Source organism: Enterobacter sp. WI-ESBL-E8, from assembly GCF_053364895.1.
The window spans coordinates 4,878,547-4,896,157 of the sequence record NZ_JBRWXJ010000001.1 but is presented as its reverse complement, the minus strand read 5'-3'; the positions used below and the strand labels follow the sequence as shown (position 1 = coordinate 4,896,157).

At 56.2% G+C, this 17,611-nt stretch carries 17 protein-coding genes; 10 read left to right on the top strand and 7 right to left on the bottom strand.

Annotated elements, in window-relative coordinates; translation table 11 throughout:
* Nucleotides 1–63: 63 nt before the first annotated feature.
* Both rhaA and rhaB read right to left on the bottom strand, forming a co-directional pair.
* On the bottom strand, nt 64–1,323 hold the full coding sequence (gene rhaA / locus ACWHWP_RS23350) for an L-rhamnose isomerase (RefSeq protein WP_447856556.1): 1,260 nt from the start codon (nt 1,321–1,323) through the stop codon (nt 64–66).
* Nucleotides 1,320–2,789 (bottom strand): rhamnulokinase, encoded by a 1,470-nt coding sequence (gene rhaB, locus ACWHWP_RS23345; protein WP_447856554.1) that lies wholly within the window; start codon nt 2,787–2,789, stop codon nt 1,320–1,322. The genes rhaA and rhaB overlap by 4 nt, the downstream gene beginning before the upstream one ends.
* A 301-nt stretch (nt 2,790–3,090) precedes the next feature.
* Here rhaB and rhaS point away from each other — a divergent pair, with 301 nt between their 5' ends.
* On the top strand, nt 3,091–3,927 hold the full coding sequence (gene rhaS, locus ACWHWP_RS23340) for an HTH-type transcriptional activator RhaS (protein ID WP_047345518.1): 837 nt from the start codon (nt 3,091–3,093) through the stop codon (nt 3,925–3,927).
* Nucleotides 3,928–4,000: 73 nt separating this feature from the next.
* On the top strand, nt 4,001–4,849 hold the full coding sequence (gene rhaR, locus ACWHWP_RS23335; RefSeq protein ID WP_447856553.1) for an HTH-type transcriptional activator RhaR: 849 nt from the start codon (nt 4,001–4,003) through the stop codon (nt 4,847–4,849).
* On the opposite strand, the gene rhaT is transcribed toward rhaR, so the two are convergent.
* A complete protein-coding gene (rhaT, locus tag ACWHWP_RS23330; protein ID WP_447856551.1) occupies nt 4,850–5,884 on the bottom strand; it encodes an L-rhamnose/proton symporter RhaT in 1,035 nt (344 codons plus the stop codon).
* Between the two features lie 288 nt (nt 5,885–6,172).
* Between rhaT and sodA the strand changes: the two genes are divergently transcribed.
* Nucleotides 6,173–6,793, top strand: a complete 621-nt coding sequence (gene sodA, locus ACWHWP_RS23325) for a superoxide dismutase [Mn] (RefSeq protein WP_004203668.1) — start codon at nt 6,173–6,175, stop codon at nt 6,791–6,793.
* A 70-nt stretch (nt 6,794–6,863) separates the two neighbouring features.
* Nucleotides 6,864–7,538, top strand: a complete 675-nt coding sequence (gene yiiM, locus ACWHWP_RS23320) for a 6-hydroxyaminopurine reductase (RefSeq protein WP_063958114.1) — start codon at nt 6,864–6,866, stop codon at nt 7,536–7,538.
* A gap of 118 nt (nt 7,539–7,656) precedes the next feature.
* Here the strand turns inward: yiiM and cpxA are convergent, their stop codons facing one another.
* Nucleotides 7,657–9,030 carry an envelope stress sensor histidine kinase CpxA gene (cpxA, locus tag ACWHWP_RS23315; protein WP_023309731.1) on the bottom strand — a complete coding sequence of 458 codons (1,374 nt, stop codon included), beginning with the start codon at nt 9,028–9,030 and terminating at the stop codon, nt 7,657–7,659.
* A complete protein-coding gene (gene cpxR, locus ACWHWP_RS23310) occupies nt 9,027–9,725 on the bottom strand; it encodes an envelope stress response regulator transcription factor CpxR (RefSeq protein ID WP_006179159.1) in 699 nt (232 codons plus the stop codon). The genes cpxA and cpxR overlap by 4 nt, the downstream gene beginning before the upstream one ends.
* 150 nt (nt 9,726–9,875) lie before the next feature.
* Here cpxR and cpxP point away from each other — a divergent pair, with 150 nt between their 5' ends.
* The 6 genes from cpxP to ACWHWP_RS23280 all read left to right on the top strand — a co-directional run bounded on the left by cpxP (nt 9,876) and on the right by ACWHWP_RS23280 (nt 15,996).
* Nucleotides 9,876–10,382, top strand: coding sequence for a cell-envelope stress modulator CpxP (cpxP, locus tag ACWHWP_RS23305; RefSeq protein ID WP_059311790.1), 507 nt, complete (start codon nt 9,876–9,878; stop codon nt 10,380–10,382).
* A gap of 153 nt (nt 10,383–10,535) precedes the next feature.
* Nucleotides 10,536–11,429, top strand: a complete 894-nt coding sequence (gene fieF / locus ACWHWP_RS23300; RefSeq protein ID WP_047345514.1) for a CDF family cation-efflux transporter FieF — start codon at nt 10,536–10,538, stop codon at nt 11,427–11,429.
* A 174-nt stretch (nt 11,430–11,603) separates the two neighbouring features.
* The gene (gene pfkA / locus ACWHWP_RS23295) at nt 11,604–12,566 is read left to right on the top strand and encodes a 6-phosphofructokinase (protein WP_023309696.1); all 963 of its coding nucleotides are present in this window, start codon (nt 11,604–11,606) and stop codon (nt 12,564–12,566) included.
* Nucleotides 12,567–12,783: 217 nt separating this feature from the next.
* Nucleotides 12,784–13,773 (top strand): sulfate ABC transporter substrate-binding protein, encoded by a 990-nt coding sequence (locus ACWHWP_RS23290; RefSeq protein WP_023333864.1) that lies wholly within the window; start codon nt 12,784–12,786, stop codon nt 13,771–13,773.
* Nucleotides 13,774–13,880: 107 nt separating this feature from the next.
* Nucleotides 13,881–14,618 (top strand): CDP-diacylglycerol diphosphatase, encoded by a 738-nt coding sequence (locus tag ACWHWP_RS23285; RefSeq protein ID WP_447856547.1) that lies wholly within the window; start codon nt 13,881–13,883, stop codon nt 14,616–14,618.
* A 73-nt stretch (nt 14,619–14,691) separates the two neighbouring features.
* Complete coding sequence (locus ACWHWP_RS23280; protein WP_447856546.1) at nt 14,692–15,996, top strand: SLC13 family permease; 1,305 nt, start codon at nt 14,692–14,694, stop codon at nt 15,994–15,996.
* 47 nt (nt 15,997–16,043) lie between these two features.
* Here the strand turns inward: ACWHWP_RS23280 and tpiA are convergent, their stop codons facing one another.
* Together tpiA and ACWHWP_RS23270 are read right to left on the bottom strand one after the other, a co-directional pair.
* The gene (gene tpiA / locus ACWHWP_RS23275; RefSeq protein WP_003862019.1) at nt 16,044–16,811 is read right to left on the bottom strand and encodes a triose-phosphate isomerase; all 768 of its coding nucleotides are present in this window, start codon (nt 16,809–16,811) and stop codon (nt 16,044–16,046) included.
* Nucleotides 16,812–16,922: 111 nt separating this feature from the next.
* Nucleotides 16,923–17,519: a DUF1454 family protein gene (locus tag ACWHWP_RS23270; protein ID WP_447856543.1), complete on the bottom strand. Its 597-nt coding sequence runs from the start codon at nt 17,517–17,519 to the stop codon at nt 16,923–16,925.
* Nucleotides 17,520–17,611: the final 92 nt, after the last annotated feature.

The following is a 17,611-nucleotide window of genomic DNA, read 5'->3' as shown; positions in this document are numbered from 1 at the left end:
ACGCTTACCCGGCCTACTCTTACCTGTAGGCCCGGCAAGCGAAGCGCCGCCGGGCAATGTTTTTTACTGACGCGCGACGAGAACGTCTTTCTCATACGCCCGCACGTTGTCCAGCCACTGGCTGCCTGCCGGCGCGTCGTGACGCTGGCAGTACATCTCCCACACCGCCTGCCACGGCAGGGATTTTTGCTCTTCCAGCAGCGCCAGGCGCGCGGTGTAGTCGCCGTTTGCTTCCAGCTGTTTCAGCGCCGCGACAGGCTCCAGCAGCGCGCGCAGCAGGGCTTTTTTCATGTTGCGGGTGCCGATCACCCATGCCGCGATGCGGTTAATGGAGGCATCGAAGAAGTCGAGGCCAATGTGCACGCGGTCAAAGAGGTCGTGACGGATGATTTCGCTGGCAATCGCCTGGGTTTCGTCATCCAGCAGCACCACGTGGTCGCTGTCCCAGCGCACCGGACGGCTGACGTGCAGCAGCAGACGCGGTACGAAGAGCATGGCGGCGGAGATTTTGTCGGAGATCACCTCAGTCGGATGGAAGTGGCCGGCATCCAGGCACAGCGCGGTCTGGCGGCTGGTGGCGTAACCCATATAGAACTCGTTTGAGCCGACGGTGTAGCTCTCCGCGCCGATGCCGAACAGCTTGCTCTCCACCGCGTCGATGTGGTGCGCCGGATCCAGTTTTTCGCTGATGGCCTCATCCAGCGCGGCCAGCAAGCGCTGACGCGGGGCCAGGCGGTCGACGGTGATGTCCTTCATGCCGTCCGGGATCCAGATGTTCATTACCGACGGCGTGCCAAGCTGCTCGCCAAACCAGGCCGAGACGCGGCGGCTGGCTTTTACGTGGTCGATCCAGAACTGACGGATTTCGTCGTTGGCATGCGCGAGGGTAAAACCGTCCGCGCTCAGCGGGTGCGAGAAGCAGGAGGGGTTAAAGTCCAGGCCCAGCTTGTTGGCTTTCGCCCATTCAACCCAGTTTTTGAAGTGTTCCGGTTTGATCTCGTTACGCGCCACCGGTTCGTCGGACTCCAGATAGATCGCGTGCAGGTTCAGGCGTTTTGGCCCCGGGATCAGGCTCAGGGCCAGCTCCAGGTCGGCACGCAGTTCGGTAGCGTTGCGCGCTTTGCCCGGGTAGTTACCCGTCGCCTGAATGCCGCCCGTCAGAGAGCCGCCTGGGTTCTCGAAACCGGCGACGTCATCGCCCTGCCAGCAGTGCATGGAGACCGGCAAACGGTCGAGCTGGCGCAGCGCCGCTTCGACATCTACGCCGACGGCGGCGAAACGCTGTTTAGCCAGGTCCCAGGCTTGTTGAAGGTGAGTAGTCATGCGCAAAGCTCCTTAGTCAGTCGTTTTTGCTGAAACTGCGCCCGGTAGCGGGCAATTTCATGGCAGGGATTAGGGATGAAGGTGGTCAGGCGGGTATTCGCGGTGACCACCGAACGGAATTCGTCGACGTCTGAAAGTTCGTCCAGAGTCATTAGCTGAATACCGATGTTGCCGAGCGTCGAAGCCTCCACTGGACCTGCCACCACGGTGATACCGCAGGCATCGGCGCAGAGCTGGTTCAGCAGATGGTTCTGGCAGCCGCCGCCCACGATATGCAGTTGGCTGAACGGTTTGCCGCGAAGGCTCGCCAGCTCGCTCAGGACATCCGCGTAGAGTAGGGCGAGGCTGTCAAAAATGCAGCGCGCCAGCTCGGCAGGACTGGAGGGCACCGGCTGCCCTGCTTCGAAACAGGCGGCCTGGATTTCGGCGCTCATATGCACCGGGTTAATAAAGCGGTCGTCGTTCGGGTTGATCAGGAACGTACAGGCCTTCAGCTTTTCGGTTTCTGCGATAAGCGCAGGCAGGTCGGAAATGTGCTGCTCTTTCAGTATCCGCTGGAGCAGCCAGAGACCCATGATGTTCTTCAGCACGCGGTAGCGTCCTTCGGCACCGCCTTCGTTAGTGATGTTCGCCGCCAGAGCGGCGTCGCTGGTGTAAGGCGTTTTGCTCTCAAAGCCCATCAGCGACCAGGTGCCGGAAGAGAGGTAGGCCGCGTCTTTACTGGCCAGCGGGGATGCAATCACCGCGCTGGCGGTATCGTGACTGGCGACGGCAACCACCGGGATTTCATTCCCCTGCGGGCAAATCCAGTAACCGATCACATTCCCCGGATGGGTCGGCGCGCCGAACCAGGAAGGCGAGGCGCCCGTCCAGGCCAGCAGGTGTTCATCCCAGCTATCGGTGTTGATGTTGACCAGCTGCGTGGTGGTGGCGTTGGTGTATTCCCAGTTCATGTTGCCGGTCAGCCTGTAGCTTAAGTAGTCCGGGATCAGCAGCGCGTGCGCCACCTTTTTGACCAGCTCCGGCTGCTGCTTAACCAGCGCGCGCAGCTGATACAGCGTGTTAAACGGCAGAAACTGTATGCCGCTGCGGCCATAAATGTTTTCCTTGCCAAGCTGTGCGATGGCGTGCGCCATCAGCCCATCGGTGCGGCTGTCGCGATACGAGACGGGCAAGCCAATGCGTTCGCCGTGGCTGTCGAGCAGAACGTAGTCCACGCCCCAGGTATCAATACCGATGCTGTCGATGCGTATGCCGTCGTTGCAGACGTTGTTCAGCCCGGTGCGGATCTCCGCTTCCAGGGCATCAATATCCCAGGTATCAAAACCGTCCTGTTTTTGCAGGCAGTTGGCGAAACGGTGCATTTCGCGAAGCGTAAATGTGCGCTCGCTGCAGTCCCAGGTGGCGAGCATTACGCGGCCGCTGGATGCGCCTAAATCGACAGCCACACAATGGCGAAAAGTCATGGTCAGGTCCCTTCTTAAGTCATTGGTGCTGAGTGTAAAAAAGGGAAGAAAAGACCACCTTCTCATCACTGACAGCACAAATCTCGCGCTGGCAAGAAAGCAAAGATGAACGTGAGGGAGTTCACAATTTCCAGTCATGGCGGGGTTTTAGGGCAATGTGACGCTGACCGCATTTCCCGATTTTTTCGTCTGTTTCTTGAAAAACGGACAGCTTTTGCGACGTTTGCTGTCAAAAATTTAAGGTGAGTACGGAAGGCCTTAATTACTATTTTGAGAACTTTTCTCATTGGTGGGAGCCGTTATGACCGTACTGCACAGCGTCGATTTTTTCCCGTCGGGAACGTCTCCGGTGGCGATTGAGCCACGGCTCCCGCAGGCTGCGTTTCCTGAACATCATCATGATTTTCATGAAATTGTGATTGTCGAGCATGGAACGGGCATTCATGTCTTCAACGGCCAGCCGTACACCATCAGCGGCGGTATGGTGTGCTTCGTGCGCGACCACGACAGGCATTTGTATGAACATACCGATAACCTGTGCCTCACCAACGTGCTCTATCGTTCGCCGGACGCGTTCCAGTTTCTGTCGGGGTTAAACAAGCTACTGCCCCAGGAGCAGGATGGACACTACCCGTCTCACTGGCGGGTGAATCAGTCCACGTTGCAGCAGGTGCGTCAGTTGGTGAATCAAATGGAGCAGAGCGAGGACGGGCAGGAGACACATGCCATTGCCACCCGCGAGCTGCTGTTTATGCAGCTGCTGGTTCTGCTGCGTCGCAGCAGCCTGGTGGAAGGGCTGGCAAATAACGACGCGCGGCTGAACCAGTTGATGGCCTGGCTGGAGGACCATTTCGCTGAGGACGTATGCTGGGAAGCGCTGGCGGATGATTTTTCGCTGTCGTTACGCACGCTCCATCGTCAGCTGAAGCAGTACACCGGGCTCACGCCGCAGCGCTACCTCAACCGCCTGCGCCTGATCAAAGCGCGTCACCTTTTACGTCACACCGACGAAAGCGTCACGGATATCGCCTATCGCTGCGGTTTCGGCGACAGTAATCACTTTTCGACGCTTTTTCGCCGCGAGTTTAGCTGGTCGCCGCGCGATATCCGTCAGGGGAAGGATGCTTCGCTCCAGTAACGCGAAGGCAATCACCGTTTTATTGCCGTAAAAAGGCTAATAATGTCCGGTTATTCACCGTAGAGGTTGTGGTGTGGCCGCTCAGTTAATACTTCGCAAAGATGATTTTTTTGCCACCGCGAGCCAGGCCGTCGCGGTGGCCGACCGCTATCCGCAAAATGTCTTTGCCGAGCATACCCACGAGTTTTGCGAGCTGGTGCTGGTGTGGCGCGGCAACGGCTTACACATCCTTAACGACCGGCCCTACCGCATCACGCGTGGCGATCTGTTTTACATCCGCGCCGAAGACAAACACGCTTACGCCTCGGTTAACGATCTGGTGTTGCAGAACGTTATCTATTGCCCGGACAGGTTCAAACTGAATGTCGACTGGGCGGCCCATATCCCCGGTTTTCTCAATACCAGAGGCGAACCCCACTGGCGCTTAAGCAGCAACGGCATGGCTCACGTGCGCCAGACGATCTCCCAGATGGAGCAGGAAAGCCAGAAGCACGATCCGGTGGCAAATCCGATGGCGGAACTGCTGTTCGCCCAGCTGGTCATGACCCTCAAACGCCATCGTTACGCTACCGATAACCCCTCCGCAACCGTCCAGGAAGCGCTGCTGGACAAGCTGATCGCCCGGCTTGCGGGCAGCCTGAACAAAAGTTTCGTGCTGGAAAAGTTCTGCGAGCAGGAGCAGTGCAGCGAGCGCGCGCTGCGCCAGCAGTTCCGCACCCAGACGGGGATGACGGTGAACCACTATCTGCGCCAGCTGCGCATCTGCCACGCCCAGTACCTGTTGCAGCATACTGAGCTGATGGTGAGCGAAGTGGCGATGCGCTGCGGATTTGAGGACAGTAATTACTTTTCGGTGGTGTTTAACCGCGAGGTGGGGATGACGCCGGTTCAGTGGCGTCATCGCAGTCGAAAGGCGGCGTAGTCAGCTCGCCATGCCGAGGCCGACAATATTCGCGGCAATGATGATCACCACGCAGCCCAGGCTTAGAACGCCCACCGGACGACGCCCGGCGTTATTCCACTCCTTCAGTACCAGCCCAACCAGTCCGCCACACAGTACGTAGAAGCTCATGTGCAGCATCCAGCTTATGTAGTCGTACTGCGGTGGAATGCTGGCGTGGCCCCAGGCGTAGAAAAAGAACTGCAGATACCACATGAGGCCGCCCAGCATCGACAGCAGCACATTGGTGATGATTAAAGATTTTGCCAGTGAGAAATCGGCTTTTACCGACAAATCCTTCACTTTTGCCAGACGAATGAAGCAGAAGCCGAGGTTGACCAGCGCGCCGCCGCCCATGATGACAACGTAGCTTGGCAGTGCCACGTACAGCGGGTCGACGCCCAGCGCGGCGGCCGCTTCGTGCATGGGCTTCGCGGCGTTCATGGCGAACGACATTCCCGCCGAGAAGATGCCGCACATCACTGCCAGCAGCAGTCCTTTCTTTAGATTAAAGTCTTCGGCTTTGATGCCCATCTTGCGCTCTTTCAACTGACCCGCGCGGGTGACGATACCCACGCCGATCACCGCGACGAGCACGCCCAGCAGCGTCATCTGCCCGCCTTTGGTGTTGATCAATACGTCAACATTGCCGTTAAGAATGGGCGTCATCAGCGTGCCAACGATCAGCGTAATGCCAATCGCGATGCCGATACCCATCGACATCCCGAGATAGCGCATGGTCAGGCCGTAGTTGATGTTGCCGATGCCCCACATCGCGCCGAACAGAAACACCGGCAGCAAGGTGGAGGCATTGAAGGAGGTGAAATAGCCCCAGAAATCCGGGAGCAGCATGGCGCTAATGGTCCACGGCAAAATCAGCCAGGACACGGTACCGCCAACCGACCACATGGTTTCCCACGACCACCCTTTCACCTTTTTGAACGGGGCATAGAAACAGGCTGCACTGGCCGCGCCTATTAAATGCCAGAAGATACCCATCGTAATCGCATGATTCATTTTTACGTCCTCATCGTTTTTATAGCCGGTGGCTTCCCCCCGACTTGATGAGTGTAAAAATTAGGCGGTTCAGGAACCTTCAGAAGGTTGCCGCGCTTTTGTTCTGGATGGCAATCAGCACGTTAACCGGGTGAGCAGACTCACAATTTTGTGATTAGACAAAACCTGAATAACCTTATAAAAACTACGGCATTGATAATCATTTTCAATATCATTTAATTAACTATAATGAACCAACTGCTTACGCGGCATTAACAGCTGTGCCGCCCGACAATAATGGAGAGGATTATGAGTTATACACTGCCATCCCTGCCGTATGCCTACGACGCACTGGAACCGCATTTCGACAAGCAGACGATGGAAATCCATCACACTAAACACCACCAGACCTATGTGAACAACGCGAACGCCGCGCTGGAAAGCCTGCCAGAGTTCGCTAACCTGTCTGCTGAAGAACTGATCACCAAGCTGGACCAGCTGCCAGCGGACAAGAAAACCGTTCTGCGCAACAACGCTGGCGGTCACGCTAACCACAGCCTGTTCTGGAAAGGCCTGAAAACCGGTACCACTCTGCAGGGCGACCTGAAAGCGGCTATCGAGCGCGACTTCGGTTCCGTTGACAACTTCAAAGCGGAATTCGAAAAAGCCGCTGCAACCCGTTTCGGCTCTGGCTGGGCGTGGCTGGTACTGAAAGGTGACAAACTGGCGGTGGTTTCTACCGCTAACCAGGACTCCCCGCTGATGGGTGAAGCGATCTCTGGCGCATCCGGTTTCCCAATCCTGGGTCTGGACGTGTGGGAACACGCTTACTACCTGAAATTCCAGAACCGTCGCCCGGACTACATCAAAGCCTTCTGGGACGTGGTGAACTGGGACGAAGCAGCAGCGCGTTTCGCCGCTAAAAAATAAGGTTGCATTGACGCCTGTGAGAAGCGAGTCTGATGACTCGCTTTTTTTGTATCTGCAGAAAGGAGCAGCGATGCATTATCCGGTGAATGTATTTACAGGCAAGGTAAGGGAATACGACGGCAGCCGCCCGAGCGCCATCGCCAAAATTCAGGTCGACGGTGAGCTGACGCTAACCGACCTCGGGCTTGCCGGTGACGAGCAGGCCGAAAAGAAAATCCACGGCGGGCCAGAGCGCGCGCTGTGCCACTACCCGCGCGAACACTATCAGCACTGGAGAACCGAGTTCCCCGAGCAGGCTGATCTCTTCGTCGCCCCCGCGTTTGGCGAGAACCTCTCCACCGAAGGGCTGACCGAAAAGAACGTGTTTATTGGTGATATCTACCGCTGGGGCGATGCCCTGATTCAGGTGACGCAGCCGCGCTCCCCGTGCTTCAAGCTCAACTTCCATTTCGGCATTCAGGATATGTCCGAGCAGCTGCAAAGCACGGGTAAAACAGGCTGGCTGTACCGCGTGGTGCTGGCAGGGCAGGTATCAGCGGATGCACCGCTGGTGCTGGCATCGCGCCTGAGCGATGTCTCCGTGTATGAGGCCTGCGCGATTGCCTGGCATATGCCGTTCGACGACGAGCAGTATCACCGCCTGCTGTCGGCGGCTGGATTGTCGACAAGCTGGACGAGAACGATGCAGAAGCGGCGCTTAAGCGGCAAGATTGAGGATAATTCGCGGAGATTGTGGGGGAAATAGTCCCCGTAGAGAGTAGGCCGGGTAAGGCGAAGCCGCCACCCGGCATTTTTGCCCCTGCGCCTGTTATTGCCCGGTGGCGCTGCGCTTACCGGGCCTACAATACAGTGCCAGAGGGAAACTACGAACGCTTATACAGCGGCAGCCACAGCGTTAACCGCAATCCGCCCAGCGGGCTGTCGTCGGCTTTGACCCAGCCGCGGTGCTGCTGCATGGCGGTTTCAACAATCGCCAGACCTAGCCCCGTACCGCCAGACTCGCGGTCGCGCGCCTCGTCGGTGCGGTAGAACGGACGGAAAATCTGCTCGCGATCTTCCGGGCTCACGCCAGGACCATCATCATCGACAATGACCGTAATCCCGTCTTTATCCACCGAAAACGCCACTTCAATCTTCGTATGCGAGTAGCGCAGGGCGTTACGCACGATATTCTCCAGCGCGCTTTCCAGCGTGTTGGGGTTACCGTACAGCGGCCATGGCCCCGGCGGGAAGTTGACGGTGAACGATTTGCCCATCTGTTCCGCTTCGAACGCCGCGTTATCCAGCACTTCATGCCACAGATGATTGGCTTTCACCGTTTCGCTGACCAGCGCGTTTTTCTGCTGGTTGCGCGACATGACGAGCAGGTCGTTGATCATGCTGTCCAGGCGGTGAGCTTCCGTTTCAATACGCTCCAGCTCCTTGCTCTCACCGCTGCGGCGACGCAGTAGCGCGGTGCCGAGCTGTAAGCGCGTGAGCGGGGTGCGCAGCTCGTGCGAGATATCCGACAGCAGGCGTTGCTGCGCCGTCATCATGCGATCGAGCGCGCTCACCATCTGGTTAAAACTGGTCCCGGCGGCCAGGAACTCCTGCGGTCCGGCTTCCAGTTCAGGATGCTGTCGCAAGTTACCCTGAGCCACCTCGTCAGCGGCGTTTTTCAGCTTACGCGCCGGTTTTGCCAGGCTCCACGCCAGCCATAACAGCAGCGGCGAGCTGACCAGCATGGTAACAATCAGCAGCAGAAGCGGACGGTCAAACAGCAGGTTGATAAAATCGGACTGGGAGTTGCTCGCCGGGCGGATCAGGTAGAGCTGATAATTATCCTCCCCGTCCCTGACGGAGAAAGGCCCCACCATCTCTACGCGGCCATATTTCTTCTTCTGGGGGTGATCGGCGTTATCCGCCTGGCCAATGAAGTTGCGGATGATTTGCATCTCGTTGCGATCGGCCCCAATCACGCGGCCTTCGCTGGTGACCAGCAAAAGACGTTGCCCGGGCGGCGCCCACTTGTCGATAGCGCGAAACAGCCTGCGCCACCACATCAAATCGTTCGGCGGATCGTTTGCCAGCTCGGCTTCCACGTGCTGCTCGATCATCACGCCCTGACGTTGCTCGCTGTCGAGAAGCTCCGTCATCTGGCGTGAGTCGAGTTTTGGCAACATCAGTACGAGCATTAAAACCAGTGCCAGCGTCAGCCAGAAGATGGCGAAGATGCGGGCGGTTAAGCTTCCTATCATGAAGCGGAAACCATCAGATAACCGCGACCACGCAGGGTTTTAAACCATGGGTGACCGTCTTTACGCTCCGGCAGCTTACGGCGCAGGTTAGAGATGTGCATGTCGATGGCGCGGTCAAACGGGGTGAGGCGTTTGCCCAGCACTTCCTGACTTAAATGTTCACGCGATACCACCTGGCCGAGATGCTGCGCCAGCAGATAAAGCAGGGTGAACTCCGTGCCGGTGAGTTCCAGCGTCTGACCATCGAAGCTCGCTTCCTGGCGGCCCGGGTTCAGGCTCAGGGAGTCAACTTCAAGGGTGGGTGAGCTGTTGTCGGTATTTTGCTGCTGCTCGCTCCAGTGGGAACGTCGCAGGATAGCGCGAATACGGGCAACCAGTTCACGGTCGTTAAACGGCTTGGGTAAATAGTCATCCGCGCCCAGCTCAAGGCCAAGTACGCGGTCAAGTTCGCTGCCGCGCGCGGTCAGCATGATAACGGGAGTCTGGTGTGTCTGGCGAAGCTCTTTCAACGTATCGATACCGTTCTTCTTTGGCATCATCACGTCGAGCAAAAGTAAATCGATGCTGTCGTCAAGGAGACTCAGCGCCTGCTCGCCATCATGGGCAACCAGAACGTTGAAACCTTCCATGTCGAGCAACTCCTTTAAAAGGGATGTGAGCTCTCGGTCATCATCAACTAACAGGATTTTATTCATTGTTTAAATACCTCCGAGGCAGAAATTACGACATCAAGGCTGTCTAATCCATGACTTTACGTTGTTTTACACCCCCTGACGCATGTTTGCAGCCTGAATCGTAGACTGTCTCTCGTTGAATCGCGACACGAAAGATTTTGGGAGCAAGTGATGCGCAAAGTTACCGCTGCCGTCATGGCCTCAACGCTGGCGTTCAGTGCGTTTAGCCAGGCTGCTGTAGCTATCATCAGCGATAACGGTTCCTCAAAAGAGGACACAACGCAGCACAGTAGCCAAAGCCATATGTTTGACGGCATAAGTTTAACCGAACATCAGCGTCAACAGATGCGAGATCTGATGCAGAGGGCAAGACATGACCAGCCCCCTGTTAATGTTAGCGAAATGGAGACAATGCATCGCCTTGTCACCGCAGAAAATTTTGACGAAAGCGCAGTTCGCGCTCAGGCCGAAAAAATGGCACAGGAACAGATTGCTCGCCAGGTAGAGATGGCGAAGGTCCGCAACCAGATGTTCCACCTGCTAACGCCCGAGCAGCAAGCGGTTTTGAATACCAAACATCAGCAGCGAATGGACCAGCTGCGTGAGGTTGCACGGATGCAGCGAAGCTCAGAAACGACGTTTTTCAGTAGCAATAGCAGTACCCGTAGTAACCAGTAAACCCTGTTTTCCTTGCCATAGACACCATCCCTGTCTTCCCCCACATGATGTGGGGGTTTTTTTTGCCCCGCATTCTGATTTGTTAACCGTTTATTCATCCTAAGACTCCCCGTGCTTCCGTTATACTAGCGGCATGACATGACAGGAGCGTTTATGAATCAATCCTATGGAAGACTGGTAAGCCGGGCTGCGATGGCCGCGACGATAATGGCGTCGTGCTTGCTGGTCATCAAGGTTTTCGCATGGTGGTATACCGGCTCGGTCAGTATTCTGGCTGCGCTGGTGGACTCGCTGGTGGACATTGCCGCCTCGTTGACCAACCTGCTGGTGGTGCGTTACTCGCTGCAGCCGGCAGATGAAGAGCACACGTTTGGGCACGGTAAAGCGGAGTCGCTGGCCGCGCTGGCGCAAAGTATGTTCATTTCCGGTTCTGCGCTGTTCCTGTTTTTAACCGGCATTCAGCATCTCGTCTCGCCGACTCCGATGAAGGATCCCGGCGTGGGTGTGATTGTGACCATCGTTGCACTTATATGCACACTTGTTCTGGTAACGTTCCAGCGCTGGGTTGTTCGCAAAACGCAAAGTCAGGCCGTACGGGCGGATATGCTTCATTATCAATCTGATGTTATGATGAATGGGGCTATTCTTATTGCGCTCGGTCTGGCCTGGTATGGCTGGCATCGGGCCGATGCGTTGTTTGCGTTAGGGATTGGTATCTATATTTTATATAGCGCCCTGAGGATGGGGTACGAAGCGGTGCAATCACTGCTTGACCGCGCCCTCCCGGACTCGGAACGCAATGAAATTTTTTCTATCGTGACCTCCTGGCCCGGCGTCAGCGGTGCACACGATCTTCGAACGCGGCAGTCAGGGCCGACCCGCTTTATTCAGATTCATATTGAAATGGAAGACAACCTGCCACTGGTTCAGGCTCACGTTATTGCTGAGCAGGTCGAGCAGGCGATTTTGCAGCGTTTTCCTGGTTCAGACGTCATCATTCACCAGGATCCCTGCTCGGTTGTACCCGGACATGTTGGGCTTTCGTAATTCGTTGTAAAAAAGTGAGCCAGGCCAGCATTTTGTGTATAAATTACCGCCATTTGGTCTGACCTGAATCAATTCAGCTGGAAGGGATTGATATACTATTTGCAGTATTCGTTGGTCGATAAGTTTCTTCCGGCAACAGATTTCAATTTTGCATTCCTAAGTTCAGAGGTAGTCATGATTAAGAAAATCGGTGTGTTGACAAGCGGCGGTGATGCGCCGGGCATGAACGCGGCAATCCGTGGTGTTGTCCGTGCAGCGCTGACGGAAGGCCTGGAAGTTTTTGGCGTTTATGACGGTTATCTGGGCCTGTATGAAGATCGTATGGTTCAGCTAGACCGCTACAGCGTGTCTGACATGATCAACCGTGGCGGTACTTTCCTCGGTTCTGCGCGCTTCCCGGAATTCCGTGATGAACACGTTCGTGAAGTGGCTATCGAAAACATGAAAAAACGCGGCCTGGATGCCCTGGTGGTTATCGGTGGTGACGGCTCCTATATGGGCGCAAAACGTCTGACCGAAATGGGCTTCCCGTGCATCGGCCTGCCAGGTACTATCGACAACGACATCAAAGGCACTGACTACACGATCGGCTTCTTTACTGCGCTGGGTACCGTTGTTGAAGCGATTGACCGTCTGCGTGACACCTCGTCTTCTCACCAGCGTATCTCCATCGTAGAAGTGATGGGCCGTTACTGCGGCGACCTGACTCTGGCGGCAGCCATTGCGGGCGGCTGTGAGTTTATCGTCGTGCCAGAAGTCGAATTTAGCCGTGAAGATCTGGTGGCTGAAATCAAAGCGGGCATCGCGAAAGGTAAAAAACACGCGATCGTGGCTATCACCGAGCACATCTGTGACGTTGACGAACTGGCGAAGTACATCGAAGCGGAAACCAAGCGCGAAACCCGCGCAACCGTTCTGGGTCACATCCAGCGTGGCGGTTCTCCAGGCCCTTATGACCGTATCCTGGCATCCCGTATGGGCGCGTACGCTATCGATCTGCTGCTGCAGGGCCACGGTGGCCGCTGCGTCGGTATTCAAAACGAAAAACTGGTTCACCATGACATCATCGACGCCATTGAAAACATGAAGCGTCCGTTTAAAGGTGACTGGCTGGACTGCGCTAAAAAACTGTACTGATCGGCGTTTGTATTGTGCCGGGTGGCGGCTTCGCCTTACCCGGCCTACAAAAGCACGGTTCGTAGGCCCGGTAAGCGAAGCGCCACCGGGCTTTTTTGTTCGCAGAGTTTGTCTTTTTATTCCTCAAAGTTATAGCCAATCTTTTTTTATTCTTTAATCCTCGATTCGCTTTCTGGCACGCTGCATTCATCAAAACACTACATAAGAGAGCTGGGCGATGAATAAATGGGGCGTGGGTTTTACATTATTGCTGGCATCGACCAGCGTTCTGGCTAAGGACATCCAGTTACTGAACGTGTCATACGACCCGACGCGTGAACTGTACGAGCAATACAACAAAGCGTTTGCGGCACACTGGAAGCAGGAAACCGGCGATAATGTCGTGGTTCGCCAGTCTCACGGTGGTTCTGGCAAGCAGGCGACCTCCGTCATCAACGGTATTGAAGCCGACGTGGTGACCCTGGCGCTGGCCTACGATGTTGACGCTATCGCCGAGCGTGGCCGCATCGACAAAAACTGGATCAAACGCCTGCCGGATAACTCCGCGCCATACACCTCGACCATTGTTTTCCTGGTGCGTAAAGGCAACCCGAAACAGATCCATGACTGGAACGACCTGATTAAACCTGGCGTGTCAGTTATCACGCCTAATCCGAAAAGCTCTGGCGGCGCTCGCTGGAACTACCTGGGCGCGTGGGGCTACGCGCTGCATCACAACAATGGCGACCAGGCCAAAGCGCAGGAATTCGTGAAAGCGCTGTATAAAAACGTTGAGGTGCTGGACTCCGGCGCGCGTGGCGCCACCAACACCTTCGTCGAGCGCGGGATTGGCGACGTGCTGATCGCATGGGAAAACGAAGCCCTGCTGGCTACCAACGAGCTGGGTAAAGACAAGTTTGAGATTGTGACCCCAAGCGAATCTATTCTGGCTGAGCCGACCGTCTCTGTAGTCGATAAAGTGGTTGAGAAGAAAGACACCAAAGCGGTAGCTGAAGCGTACCTGAAGTATCTCTACTCGCCAGAAGGCCAGGAAATTGCGGCGAAGAACTTCTATCGCCCACGCGATCCGGCAGTTGCGAAGAAATACGAAAGCGTCTTCCCTAAACTGAAGCTCTTCACCATTGATGACGAGTTCGGCGGCTGGACGAAAGCGCAGAAAGAGCACTTCTCTAACGGCGGCACTTTCGACCAGATTAGCCAGCGCTAACCATTAGCCAATGATACGGTAACCCGGCGTGAGAAATCCGCCGGGTTTTTTATTTGGTCATCATTTTGCGTTACTCTTTTGCCTCTATTGAAAACAGGGAACGCGTTGTGAAGAAAATTATCGTATTGATCCTGATTGCCCTTGCCGCTGGCGGCGTGTACTGGATGAAGGCGGGTAATCCGAATGCGTTGCGACATATCGTTCTCGACCAGTGTGTGCCGAATCAAATCCAGAACCGTAACCCGGCGCCGTGTGCGCAGGTGAAAACGGATGCAGGCTACGTGGTGTTTAAAGACCGCAACGGGCCGCTGCAGTATCTGCTGATGCCAACCTACCGCATCAACGGCACCGAAAGCCCGCTTTTGACCGAATCACATACGCCGAATTTTTTCTGGCTGGCCTGGCAGTCGCGAAGCTTTATGACGTTGAAGCGTGGCTCCGAGGTCCCTGACAGCGCCATTTCGCTGACGATCAACTCCCCGACGGGCCGTACGCAAAATCATTTTCATATTCATATCTCCTGCCTGCGCCCGGACGTGCGTGAGAAGCTCAATGCGGCTCAGGGAGAAATCACCACCCAGTGGCTACCGTTCCCGGGCGGGCTGGAAGGGCATGAGTATCTTGCTCGTCGGGTGACGGAGAATGAACTGGTCCAGCGCAGCCCGTTTATGATGCTGGCAGAAGAGCTGCCGGAAGCGCGCGACCATATGGGGCGTTTCGCGCTGGCGATGGCGCAGCAGTCGGACGGCTCGTTTGTGTTGCTGGCAACCGAGCGCAACCTGCTGATGCTGAACCGCGCGTCGGCTGAGGAATTGCAGGATCATCAATGCGATATCCTGAAGTGACCCCACTATAAATAGCGTTTACTCGTCCTGCCTGTCGCCGTAGACTTGCTGAAAAATTCTACAGGAGACAGGTATGTCGCTCTGGTTAACGTATCCTCTGCTGCTGCCCTCACTGATCGTTGGCGTTACCATCGTGCTGTGGGCGACGTCGCTATTGCCGGAATTTATCACCGCGCTGCTGTTCTTCACGGCGGCGATGACCGCGAAAATTGCCCCGCCGGAGACGGTCTTCGGCGGATTTGCCTCGTCGGCCTTCTGGCTGGTCTTCAGCGGCTTTGTGCTCGGCGTGGCGATACGTAAAACCGGACTGGCGGACAGGGCCGCCCGGGCGTTGTCCGCAAAGCTCACCGACTCCTGGGTATTGATGGTGGCGAGCGTGGTGCTGCTGAGCTACGCGCTGGCGTTTGTGATGCCGTCGAATATGGGACGTATTGCGCTGCTGATGCCGATTGTCGCCGCGATGGCTAAACGTGCCGGTATCCCTGACGGCTCCCGCGCCTGGTTTGGTCTGGCGCTGGCGGTGGGGTTCGGGACTTTCCAGCTCTCGGCGACGATCCTGCCTGCTAACGTCCCTAATCTGGTGATGAGCGGTGCGGCGGAAGGTTCGTACGGCATCCATCTGAACTATGTCCCGTATCTGCTGCTGCACACGCCGGTGCTGGGTATTCTCAAAGGCCTGATCCTGATCGGCCTGATCTGCTGGCTTTTTCCCGGCAGCCCAAGACCGCCGAAGGAACTAGCACCGTCTGAACCCATGGGCCGGGATGAAAAGCGTCTTGCCTGGCTGCTGGCGGTGGTGCTGGGAATGTGGGTGACGGAGAGCTGGCACGGCATGGGGCCCGCGTGGACGGGGCTGGCGGCATCGGTCATCGTTATGCTGCCGCGCATTGGATTCATTACCGGAGAGGAGTTTTCTGCGGGGGTGAATATGCGTACCTGTATCTATGTTGCAGGTATTCTTGGGCTGGCGACTGTCGTGACGCAAACCGGTATCGGAACGGCGGTGGGTGAGGCGTTGCTCCGCATTATGCCGCTGGATGCAGACAGACCGTTCACCAGTTTCCTGGCGCTGACCGGTATCACCACAGCGCTCAACTTCATTATGACCGCCAACGGCGTTCCGGCGCTGTATACCACTCTGGCACAGAGTTTTTCGGATGCGACCGGCTTCCCGCTGCTGTCGGTGATCATGATCCAGGTGCTGGGCTATTCCACGCCGCTGCTGCCGTATCAGGCGTCGCCGATTGTTGTAGCGATGGGCTTAGGGAAGGTGCCTGCAAAGGCGGGGATGGTACTCTGTCTGGCGCTGGCGATTGCAACGTATCTGGTGCTGCTGCCGCTGGATTATTTGTGGTTTAGCGTTTTAGGTCGTTTGTAGCGATTTTGTAGGGCGGGTAAGCGCAAGCGCCACCCGCCACAACAGCATTACGCCTGCTTAGCCGCTTCTGCTGCTTTCACGATCACCGCGAAAGCGTCAGCTTTCAGGGATGCACCGCCAACCAGCGCGCCATCGATGTCTGGCTGGGTGAACAGCTCAGCAGCGTTGGAAGCGTTAACGGAACCGCCGTACTGGATGATGACCTGCTCAGCCACTTTCGCGTCTGCTTTAGCAATGTGATCGCGGATGAATTTGTGAACCGCCTGCGCCTGTGCTGGGGTTGCAGATTTGCCGGTACCGATCGCCCAGACTGGCTCGTATGCGATAACCGCGCCTTCGAACGCCGCCGCGCCCTGGGTTTTCAGCACCGCGTCGATCTGACGTGCGCACACTTCTTCGGTTTTGCCTGCTTCGTTTTCTGCTTCGGTTTCACCGATGCACAGAACCGGGATCAGACCCTGCTCTTTCAGCACGGCGAATTTCTTCGCGATGAACTCGTCGGATTCTTTGTGGTAGGTGCGACGCTCGGAGTGGCCGATGATGATGTATTTCGCGCCGATATCTTTCAGCATTTCAGCGGAGGTTTCACCGGTGAACGCGCCAGACAGGTTAACGTCAACGTTCTGCGCGCCCAGAATGATGTGGCTGCCGTCAGCGGCGCGTTTAGCCAGATCCAGGTACATATCCGGCGGAGCGATAGCAACCGCGCAGCCGGTCACGCCAGCCAGCTCTTTACGCAGGTTCGCAACCAGTTCGTTTACCATGTGGCGGCTGCCGTTCAGTTTCCAGTTACCCATCACTAAAGGATGTCGCATTTCAATTCTCCACGCTAAATAAGCGAATTAAGGAATATGGCCACCCTGACGGGCAGCATGGTCTGTGAATCAGTATAGAGATTTTCCCTCGAAAGGCTTTGCTTTTTGTCATTAATTCGCCCCGCCGAGAGTGTCAGATAGTGCCAGCTTAATCGGTTCAACAGCGAAGGTCAGTCCTTTTTCGCCGTTGTCCGCCACAACATAGCGGATCGCGCCTTCGGTATCGGCGTAGTAACGCTTATTTTTACCGGCGGTAAGGAGCTTTTGCAGCTTCTGCTGGCTTTGTTTTTTTGTCAGCGCAGGGGTAAAAGCCTGCAGCACTGCGCTCATATACTCCATTGCTTTCGCCTTAGCGGCCTTCTGCTCGGGGCCTTGTATCGGCAGCCAGGTGATTTGCATGCTTTTGATTTTTAGCGTACCGCGCTCGAGCGCCGTGGAAGCATACAGATTCTCGTTAATCTTGCTTGCCGCGCGGGTCAGGGTAGGGGTATCCCGGGAGCCATCAATGGCGCGAAATTCATCCAGCGGCAGCGTTGGATTGACCTGATTGAAGGTTTCACGAAACTGGCTAATGGACTGATCGAACGACGGCGCGCCCGCCAGCAGATACGGTGCTGTGGTCGGGGTAGTGGTTTCGGCGGCGTGCAGGGGAAAACCCGCGCTGAGCACCGCTAAACACAGGTAAAGAGAACGTGCCGAACTTTTCATCAACATTGCCCCTGGCCGTAAGTGCTCATGATTAAAACGATATCTGGTCGGCTTGTCAAAAGGTCACAACTCCAGGGTAAAATGCGCGCTAT

Excerpts from the sequence above, each read along its gene's own strand:
- cpxP (WP_059311790.1), top strand. The coding sequence starts at position 9,876 with ATGCGCAAAGTTACCGCTGCCGTCATGGCCTCAACGCTGGCGTTCAGT.
- ACWHWP_RS23270 (WP_447856543.1), bottom strand. The coding sequence starts at position 17,519 with ATGAAAAGTTCGGCACGTTCTCTTTACCTGTGTTTAGCGGTGCTCAGC.
- fieF (WP_047345514.1), top strand. The coding sequence starts at position 10,536 with ATGAATCAATCCTATGGAAGACTGGTAAGCCGGGCTGCGATGGCCGCG.
- yiiM (WP_063958114.1), top strand. The coding sequence starts at position 6,864 with ATGCATTATCCGGTGAATGTATTTACAGGCAAGGTAAGGGAATACGAC.
- rhaA (WP_447856556.1), bottom strand. The coding sequence starts at position 1,323 with ATGACTACTCACCTTCAACAAGCCTGGGACCTGGCTAAACAGCGTTTC.
- pfkA (WP_023309696.1), top strand. The coding sequence starts at position 11,604 with ATGATTAAGAAAATCGGTGTGTTGACAAGCGGCGGTGATGCGCCGGGC.
- rhaT (WP_447856551.1), bottom strand. The coding sequence starts at position 5,884 with ATGAATCATGCGATTACGATGGGTATCTTCTGGCATTTAATAGGCGCG.
- rhaS (WP_047345518.1), top strand. The coding sequence starts at position 3,091 with ATGACCGTACTGCACAGCGTCGATTTTTTCCCGTCGGGAACGTCTCCG.
- ACWHWP_RS23290 (WP_023333864.1), top strand. The coding sequence starts at position 12,784 with ATGAATAAATGGGGCGTGGGTTTTACATTATTGCTGGCATCGACCAGC.
- cpxR (WP_006179159.1), bottom strand. The coding sequence starts at position 9,725 with ATGAATAAAATCCTGTTAGTTGATGATGACCGAGAGCTCACATCCCTT.
- ACWHWP_RS23280 (WP_447856546.1), top strand. The coding sequence starts at position 14,692 with ATGTCGCTCTGGTTAACGTATCCTCTGCTGCTGCCCTCACTGATCGTT.
- tpiA (WP_003862019.1), bottom strand. The coding sequence starts at position 16,811 with ATGCGACATCCTTTAGTGATGGGTAACTGGAAACTGAACGGCAGCCGC.
- rhaB (WP_447856554.1), bottom strand. The coding sequence starts at position 2,789 with ATGACTTTTCGCCATTGTGTGGCTGTCGATTTAGGCGCATCCAGCGGC.
- cpxA (WP_023309731.1), bottom strand. The coding sequence starts at position 9,030 with ATGATAGGAAGCTTAACCGCCCGCATCTTCGCCATCTTCTGGCTGACG.
- sodA (WP_004203668.1), top strand. The coding sequence starts at position 6,173 with ATGAGTTATACACTGCCATCCCTGCCGTATGCCTACGACGCACTGGAA.